This is a genomic window from Pseudomonas edaphica, from assembly GCF_965277385.1.
Taxonomy (GTDB): domain Bacteria; phylum Pseudomonadota; class Gammaproteobacteria; order Pseudomonadales; family Pseudomonadaceae; genus Aquipseudomonas; species Aquipseudomonas edaphica.
The window spans coordinates 1,050,075-1,065,882 of the sequence record NZ_OZ255725.1 but is presented as its reverse complement, the minus strand read 5'-3'; the positions used below and the strand labels follow the sequence as shown (position 1 = coordinate 1,065,882).

The window sequence follows — 15,808 nt, the reverse complement described above, 5'->3', positions numbered from 1 at the left end:
GAGCCGGATCAGGCTGCGTCGAACAGGCTCAGCTGCGATTCAGCGATGACAGGGACAGCGGCTTCCAGCTCTTCATCCTTGCCGAACTCGCAGATCACGATTTCGCACATCGGACTCACGCCTTTCCATTCATCCAAGTAGGTCGAGGTGTCGATGCCACAGTTCATTCCGAGCTCAATGCCGGTCTGTTCAATGAACTTTTGGCACTCCTTGTCGATTTCTACGCTATAGGTCTGGCGACCTGAATACCGGAATGGAGCAGATGTTTGCGGGACGATGAAAGTGCCCCAGTCGGCGATACGGCTCGCCAACTCGATCACCTTGTATTCGAATTTTGCGCCACTGTAGGAGCCCTCAAATACAGATCCTGTCTTGATGGCACCGAACGGAGGATTGGAAATCGCCCAGGAAAATCGGCCAACATCACCGATGCTGAAAACGTCGGATACGATCCACTCGGCATCAGGCATGACACGCCTGCCCACCTCGGCATATTCAGGGTTCTGCTCAACGCAAATGATTCGCTTGGCGCTGTGCATGCAGGCGAATGAAAGACGGCCGATTCCGGCGCATAGGTCGATAATCGAATCGCACTCAGCAACCTCAATCGAGAGATCGCGAGCCAACCCTTCTGGCGTGAAGAAAGCGCCGGCCAGGCCGTTCATGTTCGTGGCGCCCTCATGGAAGTTTTCGAGGATGAACAAGCGATCATCGAGACTGAGGTGTTTATCACTCTTCACCAGGTCGAGCGCCTGGTTGTGTCGCTTGGCGGCTTCCTTTGGAATTTTCGCCATGGATTATCTCCAGTCAGGCGCCGCCCTCCGTGACCGGATGCAGCGAGTAGGGTGGGTTATTCGTCGCCGTCGTCGGCGTTCATTTGGAGCGATTCGGCAAAGCCTGCTTGCCGTAATTTGCGCGCCACGTTTGCTGATATCTCGTAACCGTGGCGCTTAATTTTGAATAACGGAGCGGACTTCTCGGCGCCCAGTGAGTGGGCATGTGCGATCAGCCGCCAGATGGTTGCACGGTCTTTCGTTTCGCCCAGTTCGGCGGTGAGTGCTGCCAGCCTGTCCCGCATTCCCTGCCGGAAGTAGTGGCGGATGATGTCGGACGGCCCGTTAACTTTCGGCGGAGCCGGTGGCAAATCCTCTGGCTTGGCGTTGATCACCAGCAGTTGCACCGCCTCGCTGACTTCCTCGATCTCATGCCAAAGCATCAGCTCGTCGAGCATCTGCCGGGTGCCGTACGGGACCGTGTGCCGCAATTCCTGCTCGCCCAGTTCCTGCCGCTTCTCGGCAAGCTTGGCTGTGCGTTCCTTCTGTTCGGCAGCCATGGCCTACCTCTTCTATTCCGCTGGCCGGCAGTGCGAGCCAGGTTTGACGTTTGCGTTGCTGGATGCGGGCTATGCGGCGCATGAAGTCTTGCCCTGGCGCGCTTTTGGATAGTCGATGCCGTGGGCGGCGATGATCCGCTCGAAGGCCTTGTTGCCGATCGCCAGCCTGCCGCAGCACTGGCGCCGGGTGATGCCCAGTTCGAGGAAGGCGCGAATCCGCTCGGCGTACTTCGCGTCGCGCTCCTTGTCGACCCTGTTGTGCACCAGGTTGCGTGCGCCGCCCCGGGTTGGCGCCTTGAACGTGATGTCGTACCGCGAGGCGTGGTTGTAGATCAGCCGCCGACTAACGCCCAAGGCTGCGGCCACTTCGGTCTGGGTGTGCGTGACGCCGAGCTGCCGTATCTGCTCAACCAGCTTGAGGCGGGCCTGGGTGCGGATGTCATTCTTGTCGAGGGGCAGGGGAGCCGCTTCAACCCGGCGCCGAACAAACGGCTTCGGCGTCGGCGGCATCTGGTTGCTGTAGGTGATTGGCTTTGGCTTGTAGCCGATGGGCGCTGCTTCTTCGATCTGGCCGCCGGCCGCCAGGTACTGCTCTACCTGGGCGGCCAGTTCGTCCGATGCTGGGCGTAGCGCCTCGACCAGGCTTAGGTGGTTGCTGATCATGCTGCCGCCTTGGCCAGCGTCACCCCGGCCATGCTGAAGTTTGCACCCTGCGCCGCGACCATTGCGTCGAGCGCTTCCCAGTTGACCAAAAGGACAGTGGTCGGCGCCTGACCGTATGCCACTGCTTTGATCAGTGCCTCGAAGTCCGTCACGTTCGCCTGCAGCGCTACCTGCTCGACCACATGGCTCGTTACTGGCTTTGTATTCTGGGCGACGGGTGCCGCTGTCTGAACTGGCGTGGCGCAGACAGGCTCGGGTGTCGCAACTTTCTCCACGACTGGCCCTGGCTTGATGGCTGCAAGTCGCTGGGCTTCCTGCTCTTCGGCGATGCGCTTCGCGTCGGCCTTTGCCTGCTCCGCCTTCTGGTGTTCGGAGATGCGAAATTTGATCAGCGTTACCAGGTCATCGTTGGCCTTGGTCACCAACTGCTGCACGTCGCTGAACAGGAAGGCATGATCAACGGCGAGCTCTGCCAGACTGGTCAGGTTCAAGCGGATGCCGTCAGCAGCCTGACTTGCATCGATCTTCGCCCGGGCCAGTTCGGTATCAACTGCGTCCTGGAGGCTGGCGATGGTGCGCTTGTTCTTCATGGCGCCGGCGAAGTCCGAAACAACATGAGGAAGCGTGACTTTGCCCAGCGTCTTGTTGATTGCGGCGATGTGATCCGCCAATGCCAGTTCGGCTTTTTGCTTGATGTTGGTCTTCACCAGCAGCTCTTGAGCCTTCACCAGCTTGTCGACTTTTAGGCGAGTCTCGCGAGCATGGGCACTGATGCGATCCAGCGACGAAAACAGCTCATCGATGCTTTGGGTCTGCGACAGAGCCTGTTTCTTGGCGGCAGCGACAGCCTCTTCGACGTCACCACACCACTTGACGGCCTTCTTGGCGTCGGCGAAGTCCTGGTCGGTTGAGAGCGTAGTTTTGACAGAGTCGATGACAGCCAGCGCCGAGTCTTCAAACACTCTCAAGTTACTGGCGGTTACCATGCCGGTCAGTTCGATGCGCAGGGCTGGCAGCTCGTCAGGTGCCTTGCCGACGACGATTGAAGGAGCCTCGGCCATCTCGAAGTTGTCCAGGTCTGCCTCGAACTGTTTCCAGCCTTCGATCAACTGGGCCGCGCGCCCGGCGACGGGCCGGTACTCCATGTGCACGAAGTTCTCCGGCGTGCCGTCCGAGCAAACAAAGATGACCCGCTCAGCGCCGCTCACCAGCAGTTGCTGCTCAAGCTGCCAGTAGTAGTGCGGAGCCAGGTCGCCGGCCTTCACCTGGGCCACGACCGACTCATTCCAGAGTTTGTGCTCAAACAGTGTCTCGCCGAGCATCGTAGCGCCGTCCATGGAGGCGAGCAGGTTGCCCTCGGTAGCAACGATCGGATAAAGCTCTTCGCCGATAAGTGCTTCGGCCAGCGGGCGAGCCATGGCTTCGGTTGCGTGGCCTTTGTCGAAGATGAACTGCTGAGACGGCGTGACGTCCGGCGTGATGCCGGTCTTTTTGGCCGCCAGCAGATCCGTGCGGGTCTGGTACTTCGAAGCGCCCATCATCGCAGGGGCTTCAGAGGCAGTGCGGAACTTGGCGCGAAGGGCAAGCCACTCGGCGGAGCCTTGAGCTACGTTGTGAATTTTCATGCTGAATCTCCATCGAGGGCTTTGAGGTTGGTGATTTTTTCAATCTGCGCCGGGCTCAGCGTGTACTTGCTGCTGATGGTCGCAATGAGGTGTTCAGGGCTGGTTCGGTTCGAGTCGATAAGTGGCTGCCACTTCACGATGTTCTCGGTAAGCAGTTCGTCGGAGTAGGCGGGCAGCACTTCCGGTTCAGGCTGGGCTTGCTGTCGTGGGCTGACATCGCGTGCCGGCTCCTCGAACGCTTTGCCTTCCATCTCGTCGGCCGTTGGCGCAGACCCAACCTCAGGGAATGCTTTGCGCAGGGCCTGGGCCTCGGCGCATTTGGCGAGCTGGGCAAATGCTCGACGCTTCCACATTGCGTTGGGCGCCGCGGTGTCCTTGCTCGATGTCGCATAGTTTTCAAGCCAGCGCTCATTGGCCGTGTACTCGGCGACCAGGCCGTTGCTCATCTGCCGCTTGACGGTCACGCGGCACCATTCGGGATACGTGACTTCGACGCCGCTCAGCTTCGCGGTTACTGGAGGGCCATATTCAGGCTCGCTGATTCCAGCGTACTGGCCGGTGCGCGCCGCCTGGATGCGGTACAGCCCGATGCCTGGCATCACTGTGTCCTGCATCTTTTTCGTCTTAGAGTTCCAGATCGGGACGATGTGCACCGGCTTCAACATTGGGTCCAAGTGCGCGGCTTGGCAGTAAGCCAGCACCATCACTACAGAGTTCTTTTCGGCGCCGGGGTAGAGGCTGCTGCTCAGCACTTCAACGAGCGCGGCCTCCGACATCGCAGGCGTGTTGTCGTCCTGCTTCATTACTGCGGACATGGAGATTCCTTGCCGCGATGCTCGCAGCGATGTGAGGGGTGGGGGAAATAAGAGTTGATAAACGTTCTTATTCGTATTTAAGATACGTAATAACATATCAACTCAACGCAAGGAGCCTCACCTATGAAAGTGCTGTCCTCACTCAAAGAAGCGAAAAACCGTCACCGCGACTGCCAGATCGTTATGCGCCGGGGCCGGATCTACGTGATCTGTAAAACCAATCCGAAATTCAAAGCGCGGCAGGGCAGTGCTAAGAACAAGAACAAAGGCAAAGGCTGATCAGCTCTGCCGCTCAACTCGGTAGCGCAGGACCTGGAGCACTCGACCGCCGTAACCAGGTTCTGCGTATTGCTCAATCGGTGCTCCGTAGAAGCCACGTCGCTCGGCAAGGCTGTAGGCCTCGCGAAGGTTATGAGCGCTAATATCTTCGAGCTGCTCGTCGATCAGTGATTTAACCGGTGCGGTAGTCATGCCTTCTCCTTGCGCCGCCGGCTGACATCCAGGAGGCGTGCGCTATACCAATGAAATTCTTCTGCGTTGATGGCACCCAAGGTGAAGTGGCGCACGATCAAACCCTCAGCCAAGATCTCGTCGAGGGCGGGCTTATCTGGATCCTCAAGCGCAAACAACGCTTTATCGATCTCAACGTAGGGGCTCACAGTTCGTTATCCTCGGCCTGGGCGATAAGAGCGTCATCAGCCAAAGGTTGAAGGAGGCGTTCGGCAATCTCGCCTAGTTTTCCCAGTGGATGGTCGCTCCGGCCGAGTAGCTCCAGTGCTTCCGATTTCACCCTCGAACCCGCCATCCCTGCGATCAGTAAGTAGCCCAGGGCTGGAGTGTCGACGCCGCAGTCAGCAAGTAGGTTGTTGGCGTACTCATCGACAGCCAGTGCGAACTGGTAGGCCGTGACGCCTTGCTGGGGGTGCATGTGGCGCTTGAACACCACGCTGCCACCTCTGGCCAGCTCTTCGGCTGCGTTGTACAGCCATTCGCTGCGAGCCAATTGCAGAGAGGTTTCGCTCACCGGAGGCGGCAGTTGTTCGTCGTGCTCAAACCGAGCCTTGCGTAGTGCTGACATGGTCGCCTCCAAAGTGGCGGGTTGTTCACCTGTATTCGTCAACACTCATGCCTCCCGCTGGTTGCCGATGGGCGCGGGGGAGGAGTGCTGACGGGTAGAGGCGGGGAAGTGGGTGCAGATGGCCTGAGACAAGCCCCGGCGCGACAGGAAACCCCTGCGCATTCATCTGCTGTCTTGCGGTGATGCAGGTGGGCGGTTATAGGTCGCGATTTCGTCCGCATCGGACTGCTTTCAGGCTTCCGGTAGAGGTTCTTGAACAATCTCAAGCCCGCTGTGAAAGGTGGAGAGCAGTCCGGTACAGACTGCGCTTCGGCGCGCAGGTGGCAGTGCTATGGATTGCAAGTCTGGAGTAACATAGTTGACCCTCGCTAAAGTGAACCGTTATGAAAAACAGACCACCTCTCCCGATTATTGCGGTTGCGGTTGCTTACCTCCTCTACCTCATATGGCAATTAGTTACTGACTTCGTGCCGGTCATAGCAGGCCGTTTTGGGGTGTCGGTCATTTTGTTCTACTTTATTTTCAGGGGTAGCAGAGTTGCCGGTTACATCCTTGCCCTATTGTGTGTTGTAAGCGCTATGCCACTTTTGGTAGGCGCAATTGCGAGCATCAACGGAAACCTCAAAGGAGCAATCACGCTGACCGTTTTCGCTTCCCCCTTATTAGCGTTGGCAGCCTATGTATTGTTCAGCCCTAAAGTTCGTGCTTTTCAGCGTAACGCTGCCGCTCTCAAAAAGTCCTGAAGAAAAGACCAGGGCAGTCGGTTGAGCAGATGAGTGACTGCTCATTGCTCTGCGCTGTCATCCCAAGCAGCCTTTGCGAAAGGCTGCTCATTTATGCTTTCCGCGGTGATCCGCTACACCGTCAATTCAGCGCACTCAGCCCGGCGCACCATCCGCACCTGAGCCATTCGCCTTTCCGGGGCCCGGCGATCACGACGCAGGGAGTCGTCACTGATCATGGAGTGCATGGCAATCAGTGCCGCTAGCACAAAGCACGCCGGCGTGATGATCTGGCGCTTCATGGCCTCAGCCACCAAAGCAGTGCGCTTCGTCACCCCCAGCTTGAACATCGCATTGGTCAGGCGCTTTTTGACGGTGCCCGCCTCAATGCCTGCTTCCCGGGCGATCTCTTTCGAGGTGAAGCCCTGGGCAATCCAAAGAAGGAACTGAAGCTCTCGCGGCGCGAGGCCACGTCCGAGGTGGCCTTTCCATGAACCGTTGATGATTGTTGCTTCCATCGTCGTGACCCTCGGTTGGTTTCCCGTTAGGCCCTGTTGCCAAGGACTATCGGTGAAACCCCCGACCTCGCTACTGGCGACAGGCCGGGGTTGAATCGAACTACCGAGAAATCCTCGGTAGTTCCAAATTTTTCTTCCAGCCGCGGGCCTTTCGGCTTGTTCTCCCGCTGGATAACTCGTCTTGGCGCTTTACGCTGCACGCCCGGGTCAGTTGCCAACCCTCTGAACCGTTTAGGCCGGTTCATCGCTGCCTTTGAATCTGGGCCGGTGGTGATCCGGCAAGGGGTGTCGCTAAAGAGCGGCGCAGATTTCGGTGCTGGCCGGCGGTGTTCGTTGCTGGCTTGAGGTAAATTTACCATTTGGAAATTACCTGTCAATGCATAATGGTAAATAATTTGGTAAACAAGTCCAGGATTCAAGGTAAATCTATGATGCGTATTGGTTTTCTAAGGGCGTAAAAAAGCCCGCTTAGAAGCGGGCTCATTTACATGTCGCTGTATTTTCGCCACTCGATTCTGACGGCGCCGGAATCCAAATGGTCGATGCGGATACCTGCGATGTCGCCAATGTCTTGGATCACCTGTCGCCACGCCTCTGGGCTTTCGTCGTCCAATCTGAACACTTCAACTGCTTGGATCTCCTGCACATTCGGTGAGGCGATGATCCGCTGGAGTCGGTGACCGACAAGTTCATATGAGTTTCTCGGCTTGCCAGTGGAGTAGGGGGATTGGTTCATGCTGCGCTCCTTGCGAGTACTGTATGAATAAACAGTATTTCGGTCGTCGCACATTGGCAAGTGAAAATTCTTCCATTGGCTCTGAACCCGGCTGCGAGCCAGCGCCGGGATCCTGAATGACAGTAGGGCAACTGGTACACTGGGTCGATTGGACCAAGGAGATGGGAATGCGCGGATTAGCAATTACGGCCCTAGCGCTAGCGGTAACCGGATGCGGCGGAGATATAGACCGAGCTCGAACGTCAGTCGCTAGCCACCTAAAAGATCCTGACTCTGCAAAATTTAGAAATGAGCGGCAAGTTTCAGACGTGGCCATATGTGGCGAGGTGAACGGAAAAAATAAGTTCGGAGCTTATTCCGGATTCGCCCAATTTCTTGCCATGAAAAGACCTGGTGGATTTGACGTGATAATCGACTCAGATATGACGGACCGGTTCGCAGGAAGCGTATGCGGCCATGTCAAGGCCGAGACGATCACCAAAACTGAAGTAAAGGCGCCGCAGTCCGTGGTGGAAATCCCAGGGGTTCGGTGGTCAGTACAATTAGCGTCTGTCAGCAGCGAGGACACGGCGCAGGAGATTAGTAGAGATCTTGCGAGTTCTGGCTGGAAACCTTACACAACAAGGCGCGATGGAAAAAGTCGTGTGTTTGTAGGGCCATTCTCCATGAGAGCTGAAGCCAACGCTCAGATGGATGACTTGGCGCGCAAGAAGACCCTAAACGGATTCGTGCTGCGTTTCCAAGAGCCAGGGGAATCGAGCAAATAGCAGACACGTGAATAAATATGGCAGAAACAAGAAGCCCGGCGCTGGGCCGGGCTTTTGGTGGTTGTTGTTACTCAACCGACAGGAGATGGCGCTTGAAAATATCCTTCTTTTCGACCGAGTCCCAGTATTTCGATGTCTCAACGTGAACAACTGCGCGAGAGGCAATTTTCAGCTTTTGAACCTGCTCAGTTAGCTTTAGAGGGAAGCGCACAAGAACCTTCCCTTCCACTGTGCGTATAGCTAGCCGGCCAGTGTCAGTTATACCTGCAACGTTGCCTTGAATGGTTTCCTGATACTTTTCTGGCTCATTGATAGTGTCCAGAAGCGCCCGGACTCTTGTTATTTCGTCTGGTCGGCCATCCCAAGTCTGCATACCGGTAGAGGACCGCCAAGAAAACTGCACGGCAAGACCAGCACTACCCAGACCTTTCATGAATTCACTGAGTTGGTGAGCAGATTTTCCACCAACCGCATCTACAGCGTCATAAAAGTCTTCCTGATTGGAATTCAGCAGCCTGAACGTCTGCGTAAGCGTTGCTTGTAGCAGGCTATCGCCGGTCAAATCAGGGGCGGCGTTACCAGTGATAAACACATGAGTAGAGCCGTGCGCGAGCCCTGCGAGTTTGAAGTTGAGCGCATTTAGCACGTCACTTGCCACTCCGCGGACAGCGTCATTGCCATAGCGAAGGCGGTGCGCGGCAAGCTTCCAGGCTTTGGAAAGCGGCCCGATGGTATTTAGAAAGCTATCAAGCGGGATACTGCCATTCGCTTGAGGGCCTATTAGGCGAACGTCAACGAGCTCGCCGAGCTCATCGGACTCGCTAAGCGCAACCCTGCTTACAATGGAGCGCGCAGTGTCTTCTTGGTTTTTTGCTGCCAATTGCAGGAAAAAATCATCCGGGTTGTTTTTTGCTCGAGCTTTCGTATCTTCCGCAAATTCTTTCAAAGAAGCGGCGTGCTCTCGAAGGAAGCTGCTGCTCATATTGTGACCTCCGCGAATCCCTTCGCCGTTACTCGATCATGACAAGACCCTAGGATACCTCGCCAGTAAGCTTCCCGATGGAAAACCTGATCAGCAGCAGGTGTTTCGAGATACAAGTCTAGGTCATAAATCGCCTCGGCCGTCGCGTGGTCGAGTAGCCTCGCTACTTGCTGCTGCGCATCGACTGATGCTGCTGCCGGGTCACGCCAGTTCGGGCTCCATATCACGCAATCGATGTCGCCAGGGCTTGGCTTGGCGGTAAGAAATGAACCGTCAATCCAAATAGTCCCCGTTACGCCCGCCGCTACAAGAGCCTCGCTCCAAACGGACAACTTCCGGAATAGATCCGATCTCCGTGCATCATCCGGAAATGGAGCAACGGCAAGATCGTAAATTTCCTGCAGGGATTTGGCGTGCATGCCAGGTGGTAGTAACGCGGGGAAATCAGGCTTTTGCATTGGCGGTGGATTCCATTCCGTTAACTTTGAGGCGACGCGTGGCGACTTGAAACGGTTCGCAGGCTGGGAAGCCTATCTATCTTGCGTACATACCCCACCAGAAGACGTGCCCCAGGATGCCGATCTGCTCATCCTGCATCTGCTGGAAGGTGTAATCCTCATCGGGGTGCTCATCACGATTGAAGCTTCGCAGACGAATCCCCGACGGCAAACGGTACAGCTGCTTAACTCGCAGCTGGCCATTGTGGTTGATGGCGTAAAGATCGCCATCAGCAATGTCGCCAAGCCCGGTTTTTCCGGTATTGACTCCAACGGTCGCGCCGTCCCGGAGAACTGGGATCATGCTGTTACCGCGAACGGTTACGCACTTAGCATTGCTGAACTGGACACCGTTTTCGCGCAGGCTTTTTTTGCCGAATCGCAAAAACTCTGCGTCGTGCTCTTCGATGGAGAATCGCCCGGAGCCGGCAGCCAGTTCTACCTCCCTCAGAAATGGAACGCAGACCTCGTCATCGTTAACTGGTGTCTGATCGTCCCAGACGCTGATCTGCTTCAGGGGCACATCTACCTGGATCCGCGGCTGCGCCGCATCTGAAACGGTACCTGAAGATAATTCAGCTTCGCTCAAAGGCTGATCGAGAGATCCTGGCTCAAGCCCGCACTTCTGCTCGAAGTCGCGCGCCATCTTCTCCCCGATATTCCTCAGGTGTTCGGCCTTGTCCGTAAACAGCCGTGAAATGTAAGACGGCTGTTTGTCGACCTTGGCGGCGAAGTCAGCGTCTTTACCCCCGAAGTCGCGATCAATGATCTGGCGTACTCGGGCTCTGCGTATGTCTTTGATTTCCATCCCTCAATTAAAACCTTTATTTCCCTTAAGGGAAATTACCTTTACTTGGTAAACATTTATGGTAAATTCATACATAAATGAACCAGAAGGTAAATCCATATGGACTTCCCCACGTACGCAAAGCAGCTTCCGCGCGGCGGAAGAAAACGCCTCGCTTTAAGCCTTGGTATCCCAGCGAGCTACCTGTCTCGACTCATCTCTGGTGACCGGTCGATTACTGCCGAGCGCGCCATTGATATTGAACACGCCACGGGCGGGAAGGTGACGCGCCAGGAATGCTTGCCAGAAATCCAGTGGAAGCACGCCAGCTAAGCGACATCCCTGTCCGCCGTTCAATTGAAGCCAGATTAGAAGAGAGCAGTCCCCATGCAAACGTCCAGTTCCAGACACACCGTACAAACCCGTGATCAGGTGCTGGTCGCCCACGCTGCAAACCAGATCGCGCGCACCAGCCTCAGCCAGGATGATTTTGCCCAAGCGCTGAGTCGCGAGCTGCATCTGTCGTGCCCGGAGAAGGCTGTCGCCAAAGATGTCCCGGACTTCGCCGCGCTGACCTTGCAAAACGACGTTTCCGATTTCGTGAAGGCTACCGGCCGCTGGCTCAAACGTGTTCAGCGCTGGCTGTCTGGCGACCAGGAAATGCCGTCGTGGCTGGAAGAGTCGTGGGTCAACGCCCTTGAACCTGAATTCCGCGACCACTGCGTAAACGAACTGGCAAGCCGCCACGGCTTGACCGGCGCGCGCCAGATGACCAGCGACCAATGCGCCAACAAGAGTTTTGGTGCGCTGATCCGCGCGCTGGGTGATGTGATCGACACCGGCAGCGAAGTGTTCGACGACCAGGTGATGTGCGAACTGGATCTGCCGCACTTGCCAGCGTTCGCCAAGCAGTGCCGCCAGGTTGAAGCAAAGGCGGGGGAGTTGGGGCGTCGTGCGGAGCAGTTGCTCGCGGTGGCCCGGCCACTGAAATCCATAGCCTGAATCACAGGCACAAAAAAGCCGACGTACGAGGTCGGCTTCTTCTACAGCTGTAAGCGAGAGAAATCATGCCAAACATTGTTCCGATACACAACCCTCGGGGGTTCACCCGAATGGACAACCAGATGATGGATGGCTTGATGGCCATCGATTTGTCGGCGCGCGAAATGAAGATCGTTCTGTACGTGGCAAAGGCCACCTTGAACTTCAGCACGGGCGCCCATCGCATCCCGGCGGTCGATATCGCCAAGGCAACCCACATACACCCTGACACGGTATCGAAGGCTATCTCCGGCCTGCTGCGCCGTCGCGTGCTGTACCGGGAAGGCGGTGCGCGCGGTGACATCGGAGTTTGCGACCCAAAAGAGTGGATCTTCGTAGTAGAGCCGAAACAGACCATATCGTCTGATTCGGCTCAAGTGGTCCGAATCGGCTCAGCTGCGAAACAGACCAAAACCGACGACTCCCTTCTTTATACAAAGAAAGAACCCCTATTAACTCTTTCTACGAAAGAGATTAATCCGCCCCAAGAGCCAGTCGAGCCTCCGAAGTCTGATCGCAAGACTCCGTTCGGCATGGCCCAGCTGCTGGCCGACAACCCGCACAACGTCCCTGAGCAGTTGCTCGCCGACTGGCTGACTCAGCGCAAAGCCAAGCGTGCAGCAGTGACAGCCACCGTCTGGTCGACCGTGAATAGCGAGTTGGCCAAGTGCGCCGAGGCCGGGATCACCCCAGACGACGCAATCACCGAAGCGCTGAATTCCGGCTGGCAGGGTTTCAAGGCTTCCTGGGTCATCAAGCGTCTGGCTGAATCCGCACCGGTGCCGGCCCCTCAGTCTCGCCACACCGGTTTTGCTGACCGCAAATACACCGATGGCCTGATTCAGCGTGAGGACGGTTCCTATGCGATCTGAGCCGGTCCAGCAAACCCCTGAACTGCCGCCGGGCACCCGCATCCAGCCCGCCGAGTGCGAGACCCACGGGCACTACGACCAGAAGATTTTTCCGGTGCTGGGCAAGGAGCTGAAAAGCGGTTGCCCTGAGTGCGGCCGGATCATTCGCGAGAAGGCTGAAGCTGCGGAGTTGGCCAACAAGGCGATGGAGTTGCGCATGTCCATGGAGCGCAAGCTCGGTGCCGCGCTGATCCCCAAGCGCTTCGCCAGCAAGACCCTGGACGGCTACGTCGCCACCACCACGGAGCAACGCAAGGCGCTGAACACCTGCCGCCGGTATGCCGCGGAGTTCGCGCAGATTGCAGAGACTGGCCGCTGCCTGTTGCTGCTGGGAAAACCCGGTACCGGCAAGACGCACCTGTCCGTGGCGATCGCCAACGAGATCATGGCCAAGTCCAGTGCAACGGCGGTGCACCGCACCATCGGCGCCGTGCTGCAGGCCATCCGTGCGACCTACGACCACTCCAGCGACCAGAGCGAAAGCCAGATCCTGGCCAGCCTGATCAGCCCCTCGCTGCTCATCTTGGACGAGATCGGCGTCAGCAAGGAGAAGCCCAGCGACTTCGAGCTGACCACGCTGTTCGCAATCATCAACGGCCGCTACGAAGAACTTCGCCCGACGGTCATCGTTTCCAACCTGGACGGCCAGTCGCTGCCGGCCGCCATCGGCGAGCGCTGCATTGATCGCCTTCGAGAGGGCGGGGTGATCGTCATTCCGTTTGAGTGGGAATCGCAGCGCGGTAAGGAGGGTTTCTGATGTCCGACAAAATCTCAGTCAACTGCCAGGCCAAGCTCTCCGAAGTCATTACCAAAATCAGCGCCATGTACAAAGACAAGAAGTTTGTCGTGGTGACCCTGCGCCCGGGCAAGGACCGCACGCTCGACCAGAACCGGTTGTGGTTCGGGATGTACAAGCGCATCGCCGAGATGACCCAGATCGGCGACCCGGCCGACGCCCGCCGGTACTGCAAGCTGCACTTCGGCGTGCAGATCCTGCTGAACGAGGATGCCGGCTTTCAGGCCGAGTGGTACCGGGTCATGCGTCATCTGCCGTACGAAACGAAGCTGGCCATGATGGGGGAATGCCACCTGTTCGGGCCGGACGGTTTCCCGGTGACCAGCCTATTCAATCGCGCCCAGGGCATCAATTACACCGACCGCATCGCCGCCTATTTCACCGGCCAAGGCGTGGTTTTCACTGATCTACTCAGCAAGGAGGCTGCATGATCGCCAAGCAACCAAAACCGAAGAAGTGCAAGAACCCAGCATGCGGTATCAGCTTCCCGCCGCAGCGGCTGGGGCAGGCCGTATGTAGCCCCAAGTGTGGCCTGGCCATTAAGGATGTGAACCAGGCGAAGGCGCGTAAGTCGCTTGCCCTGGTTGAGCGCCGCGAGATCAAGGTCCGCAAGGAGAAGCTGAAGAGCCGCGGCGAACACATGCGAGAGGCTCAGCAGGCGTTCAACGAATACATCCGCATCCGGGACCAGTCCGCCGGACACCTCTGCATCTCCAGCGGCAAGCCGTTGGACTGGAGCGGCAACGCAGTCGATGCCGGCCACTACCGCAGCGTTGGCTCCGCGCCGCACCTGCGCTTCGATGAACGTAACTGTCACGCCCAGAGCAAGCAGGACAACCGCTTCCTTTCGGGCAATGCCGTGGATTACCGGATCGGCCTGATCGCGCGCATCGGCCAGGAGGCCGTCGACGCTCTGGAAGCTGGCCAGAGCGTGCGCAAGTACTCCGTCGAGCAGATCAAGGGCATCAAGGCCTACTACCGGGCAAAGACAAGAGAACTGAAGAGGGCTGCAGCATGACCTATCGCAACGTTGTTTCAGCAGTAGTTCGCGCCCTTGCGGCCGAGGCCATCAGTTCCGCCGGCGGCTGCGACTTCGAGCCGAAGGTGCAGTGCGCCAAGCAGAAGGGGGAGATCGTCGGCAAGGAGGCGGCGTTTCTCCAAGACTGCTGGGTATTCGGTAGGCTGCACAAGGCTTTGACTCCGGCGCACTGGCGGGCACTTGTGGCGAAGTATTCGACGCACCAGGAGCGCAAGCATGGCGCCATCCTGGAACTGTTGAATTCGGTGAAGACGCCGGCGCCGAAACGCTTCCGGGAATGCGCGGTGCTGACCTGGGCAATTCCACAAGTTGCCGGTGCTGAGGGCAAGCGCTCCGCCTCGGTGCTGCCGGCCGCCTGGTACGACATCACTAACTGGGATAACGACGGCAAGCCTGAGTCGACGCGTTACCGGTGGCGCTCAGGGATCCGAAAGACGCTTGATGACCAGGTGAACGAGGCGCTGACCGCCGCTCAGGAATTGCTCGACGCAGAGGGGTTAATCGAAAGTTGCGCTGCGTAGCAAAAAACCATTGCAACGAATGAGAAAGTGAGAGAGTATTTATCCATCCTGTCGATCTTGCGCGTTAGGGATTGATATTGAAAAGCCCAGCCATTGTGTTGGGTTTTTTTATTTCTGGGCTGTTTTCTAGCTGATACGCTCTTGTTGTCCCTCTACCTCTCGAAGGATAATTGCTTCCCAGAAGTAAAGAGAGAGAATGAGCATGTCTGGTAAATGTGATGAATGTGGTGCAGAAGATCAGGATCTGAGTTCCCGTAACCTTTGTGAGTCCTGCGAAGAAGTTGCTGACCCACGACCGGGTACGCAATGTGATTTTTGTGAGAAGGATGCGACCACGCATATTGGTGGTCACCCTCTGTGTGAAGACTGTGCCGAAAACTGATAGTTGACGCGAAGAGAGCCTCGCCAAGTGCGGGGCTTTTTATTGCCCACGGAAGGGCGATTCAGCAAAAGGAATTTGCAGATGTTGAAAGAATTCAGATGCGGTAACTGCAAAAGACTTCTCGCCCGCACGGGTGGGTTTACAGAGCTCCAGATCAAATGTTCCCGATGCGGAACGTTGAATCATGTGAAGGCCGCGAGCCTCGAGCAATCGCCTTTGAGCGACATGGAAGCGGAATCCTCCGCAAAAATCGTTCGACTCAATAGGTGAATAAAATGTCTAAGGGCGTATTTCCGATTGTTCAATTCACTCAAAACGGCAGCTCTGTCTTGCCTCCGCTCAACTACATGCTTCCAGGCCAGTACCTAGAGTCTCCGAATAAGCGCTACAAGCTTATTTTTGAAGCAGATGCTAACTTGGTGCTTTACGATAATGGCGTGAAAATTTGGGTAGCAGATAGCTCTGTGCCTTATTCCTACGTCGATAGCAAGCCTGATCCGAGTTACGTTAACTGCGTCGTAATGTATTCCTCCCTTCGACTCATTGATCACGTACACAACAGGCTTTGGATTGCGCTGAGGAGCTGGATTGCCGT

Annotated in this window: 24 protein-coding genes; 11 read left to right on the top strand and 13 right to left on the bottom strand. The window is 56.9% G+C overall.

What is annotated here, in order from left to right; genetic code table 11:
• Window positions 1–8: 8 nt before the first annotated feature.
• The 5 genes from ACQY47_RS04530 to bet all read right to left on the bottom strand — a co-directional run bounded on the left by ACQY47_RS04530 (window position 9) and on the right by bet (window position 4,424).
• Window positions 9–794: a methyltransferase gene (locus ACQY47_RS04530; protein ID WP_428556082.1), complete on the bottom strand. Its 786-nt coding sequence runs from the start codon at window positions 792–794 to the stop codon at window positions 9–11.
• Window positions 795–850: 56 nt separating this feature from the next.
• Complete coding sequence (locus tag ACQY47_RS04525) at window positions 851–1,333, bottom strand: hypothetical protein (protein ID WP_428556079.1); 483 nt, start codon at window positions 1,331–1,333, stop codon at window positions 851–853.
• A gap of 69 nt (window positions 1,334–1,402) precedes the next feature.
• Window positions 1,403–1,996: a hypothetical protein gene (locus ACQY47_RS04520; RefSeq protein WP_428556076.1), complete on the bottom strand. Its 594-nt coding sequence runs from the start codon at window positions 1,994–1,996 to the stop codon at window positions 1,403–1,405.
• Entirely contained in the window at window positions 1,993–3,621 is a 1,629-nt protein-coding gene (locus ACQY47_RS04515) for a YqaJ viral recombinase family protein (RefSeq protein WP_428556073.1), read from the bottom strand. Before ACQY47_RS04515 ends, ACQY47_RS04520 begins: the two co-directional genes overlap by 4 nt.
• Entirely contained in the window at window positions 3,618–4,424 is an 807-nt protein-coding gene (gene bet, locus ACQY47_RS04510; RefSeq protein ID WP_428557340.1) for a phage recombination protein Bet, read from the bottom strand. Before bet ends, ACQY47_RS04515 begins: the two co-directional genes overlap by 4 nt.
• Before the next feature lie 135 nt (window positions 4,425–4,559).
• Between bet and ykgO the strand changes: the two genes are divergently transcribed.
• Entirely contained in the window at window positions 4,560–4,715 is a 156-nt protein-coding gene (gene ykgO / locus ACQY47_RS04505) for a type B 50S ribosomal protein L36 (RefSeq protein WP_428556070.1), read from the top strand.
• Here the strand turns inward: ykgO and ACQY47_RS04500 are convergent, their stop codons facing one another.
• Genes ACQY47_RS04500 through ACQY47_RS04490 form a run of 3 tightly spaced genes read right to left on the bottom strand, consistent with a single transcriptional unit; the run spans window position 4,716 to window position 5,514 of the window.
• A complete protein-coding gene (locus ACQY47_RS04500) occupies window positions 4,716–4,907 on the bottom strand; it encodes a hypothetical protein (protein ID WP_428556067.1) in 192 nt (63 codons plus the stop codon).
• Window positions 4,904–5,095: a hypothetical protein gene (locus ACQY47_RS04495; RefSeq protein ID WP_176992356.1), complete on the bottom strand. Its 192-nt coding sequence runs from the start codon at window positions 5,093–5,095 to the stop codon at window positions 4,904–4,906. Before ACQY47_RS04495 ends, ACQY47_RS04500 begins: the two co-directional genes overlap by 4 nt.
• Entirely contained in the window at window positions 5,092–5,514 is a 423-nt protein-coding gene (locus ACQY47_RS04490; protein WP_176992357.1) for a hypothetical protein, read from the bottom strand. Before ACQY47_RS04490 ends, ACQY47_RS04495 begins: the two co-directional genes overlap by 4 nt.
• A gap of 383 nt (window positions 5,515–5,897) precedes the next feature.
• Here ACQY47_RS04490 and ACQY47_RS04485 point away from each other — a divergent pair, with 383 nt between their 5' ends.
• A complete protein-coding gene (locus ACQY47_RS04485) occupies window positions 5,898–6,257 on the top strand; it encodes a hypothetical protein (RefSeq protein ID WP_428556063.1) in 360 nt (119 codons plus the stop codon).
• Between the two features lie 113 nt (window positions 6,258–6,370).
• Here the strand turns inward: ACQY47_RS04485 and ACQY47_RS04480 are convergent, their stop codons facing one another.
• Together ACQY47_RS04480 and ACQY47_RS04475 are read right to left on the bottom strand one after the other, a co-directional pair.
• A complete protein-coding gene (locus ACQY47_RS04480; RefSeq protein WP_428556060.1) occupies window positions 6,371–6,754 on the bottom strand; it encodes a response regulator transcription factor in 384 nt (127 codons plus the stop codon).
• Window positions 6,755–7,238: 484 nt separating this feature from the next.
• Window positions 7,239–7,490, bottom strand: coding sequence for a DUF1654 domain-containing protein (locus tag ACQY47_RS04475; RefSeq protein ID WP_428556057.1), 252 nt, complete (start codon window positions 7,488–7,490; stop codon window positions 7,239–7,241).
• A 167-nt stretch (window positions 7,491–7,657) separates the two neighbouring features.
• Here ACQY47_RS04475 and ACQY47_RS04470 point away from each other — a divergent pair, with 167 nt between their 5' ends.
• Window positions 7,658–8,257 (top strand): SPOR domain-containing protein, encoded by a 600-nt coding sequence (locus tag ACQY47_RS04470; RefSeq protein WP_428556054.1) that lies wholly within the window; start codon window positions 7,658–7,660, stop codon window positions 8,255–8,257.
• A gap of 67 nt (window positions 8,258–8,324) precedes the next feature.
• Here ACQY47_RS04470 and ACQY47_RS04465 read toward each other — a convergent pair whose 3' ends face one another.
• The 3 genes from ACQY47_RS04465 to ACQY47_RS04455 all read right to left on the bottom strand — a co-directional run bounded on the left by ACQY47_RS04465 (window position 8,325) and on the right by ACQY47_RS04455 (window position 10,544).
• Window positions 8,325–9,239 (bottom strand): hypothetical protein, encoded by a 915-nt coding sequence (locus ACQY47_RS04465; protein ID WP_428556051.1) that lies wholly within the window; start codon window positions 9,237–9,239, stop codon window positions 8,325–8,327.
• The gene (locus ACQY47_RS04460; RefSeq protein WP_428556048.1) at window positions 9,236–9,697 is read right to left on the bottom strand and encodes a DUF6932 family protein; all 462 of its coding nucleotides are present in this window, start codon (window positions 9,695–9,697) and stop codon (window positions 9,236–9,238) included. The genes ACQY47_RS04465 and ACQY47_RS04460 overlap by 4 nt, the downstream gene beginning before the upstream one ends.
• Window positions 9,698–9,773: 76 nt before the next feature.
• The gene (locus tag ACQY47_RS04455; protein ID WP_428556045.1) at window positions 9,774–10,544 is read right to left on the bottom strand and encodes a S24 family peptidase; all 771 of its coding nucleotides are present in this window, start codon (window positions 10,542–10,544) and stop codon (window positions 9,774–9,776) included.
• 99 nt (window positions 10,545–10,643) lie between these two features.
• On the opposite strand from ACQY47_RS04455, the gene ACQY47_RS04450 reads away from it, so the two are divergent.
• From ACQY47_RS04450 to ACQY47_RS04415, 8 genes are all read left to right on the top strand, one after another.
• On the top strand, window positions 10,644–10,856 hold the full coding sequence (locus ACQY47_RS04450) for a transcriptional regulator (protein ID WP_104503091.1): 213 nt from the start codon (window positions 10,644–10,646) through the stop codon (window positions 10,854–10,856).
• A 54-nt stretch (window positions 10,857–10,910) separates the two neighbouring features.
• Complete coding sequence (locus ACQY47_RS04445) at window positions 10,911–11,525, top strand: hypothetical protein (protein WP_428556041.1); 615 nt, start codon at window positions 10,911–10,913, stop codon at window positions 11,523–11,525.
• A 65-nt stretch (window positions 11,526–11,590) separates the two neighbouring features.
• Entirely contained in the window at window positions 11,591–12,436 is an 846-nt protein-coding gene (locus ACQY47_RS04440; RefSeq protein WP_428556038.1) for a replication protein, read from the top strand.
• Complete coding sequence (locus ACQY47_RS04435; protein WP_428556035.1) at window positions 12,426–13,232, top strand: ATP-binding protein; 807 nt, start codon at window positions 12,426–12,428, stop codon at window positions 13,230–13,232. The genes ACQY47_RS04440 and ACQY47_RS04435 overlap by 11 nt, the downstream gene beginning before the upstream one ends.
• On the top strand, window positions 13,232–13,702 hold the full coding sequence (locus tag ACQY47_RS04430; RefSeq protein ID WP_053256753.1) for a hypothetical protein: 471 nt from the start codon (window positions 13,232–13,234) through the stop codon (window positions 13,700–13,702). Before ACQY47_RS04435 ends, ACQY47_RS04430 begins: the two co-directional genes overlap by 1 nt.
• Window positions 13,699–14,289: a recombination protein NinG gene (locus ACQY47_RS04425; protein ID WP_428556032.1), complete on the top strand. Its 591-nt coding sequence runs from the start codon at window positions 13,699–13,701 to the stop codon at window positions 14,287–14,289. Before ACQY47_RS04430 ends, ACQY47_RS04425 begins: the two co-directional genes overlap by 4 nt.
• Entirely contained in the window at window positions 14,286–14,831 is a 546-nt protein-coding gene (locus ACQY47_RS04420; RefSeq protein WP_428556029.1) for a hypothetical protein, read from the top strand. The genes ACQY47_RS04425 and ACQY47_RS04420 overlap by 4 nt, the downstream gene beginning before the upstream one ends.
• 457 nt (window positions 14,832–15,288) lie before the next feature.
• Window positions 15,289–15,483, top strand: a complete 195-nt coding sequence (locus tag ACQY47_RS04415; RefSeq protein WP_428556026.1) for a zinc finger domain-containing protein — start codon at window positions 15,289–15,291, stop codon at window positions 15,481–15,483.
• The last annotated feature ends 325 nt before the right edge of the window (window positions 15,484–15,808 follow it).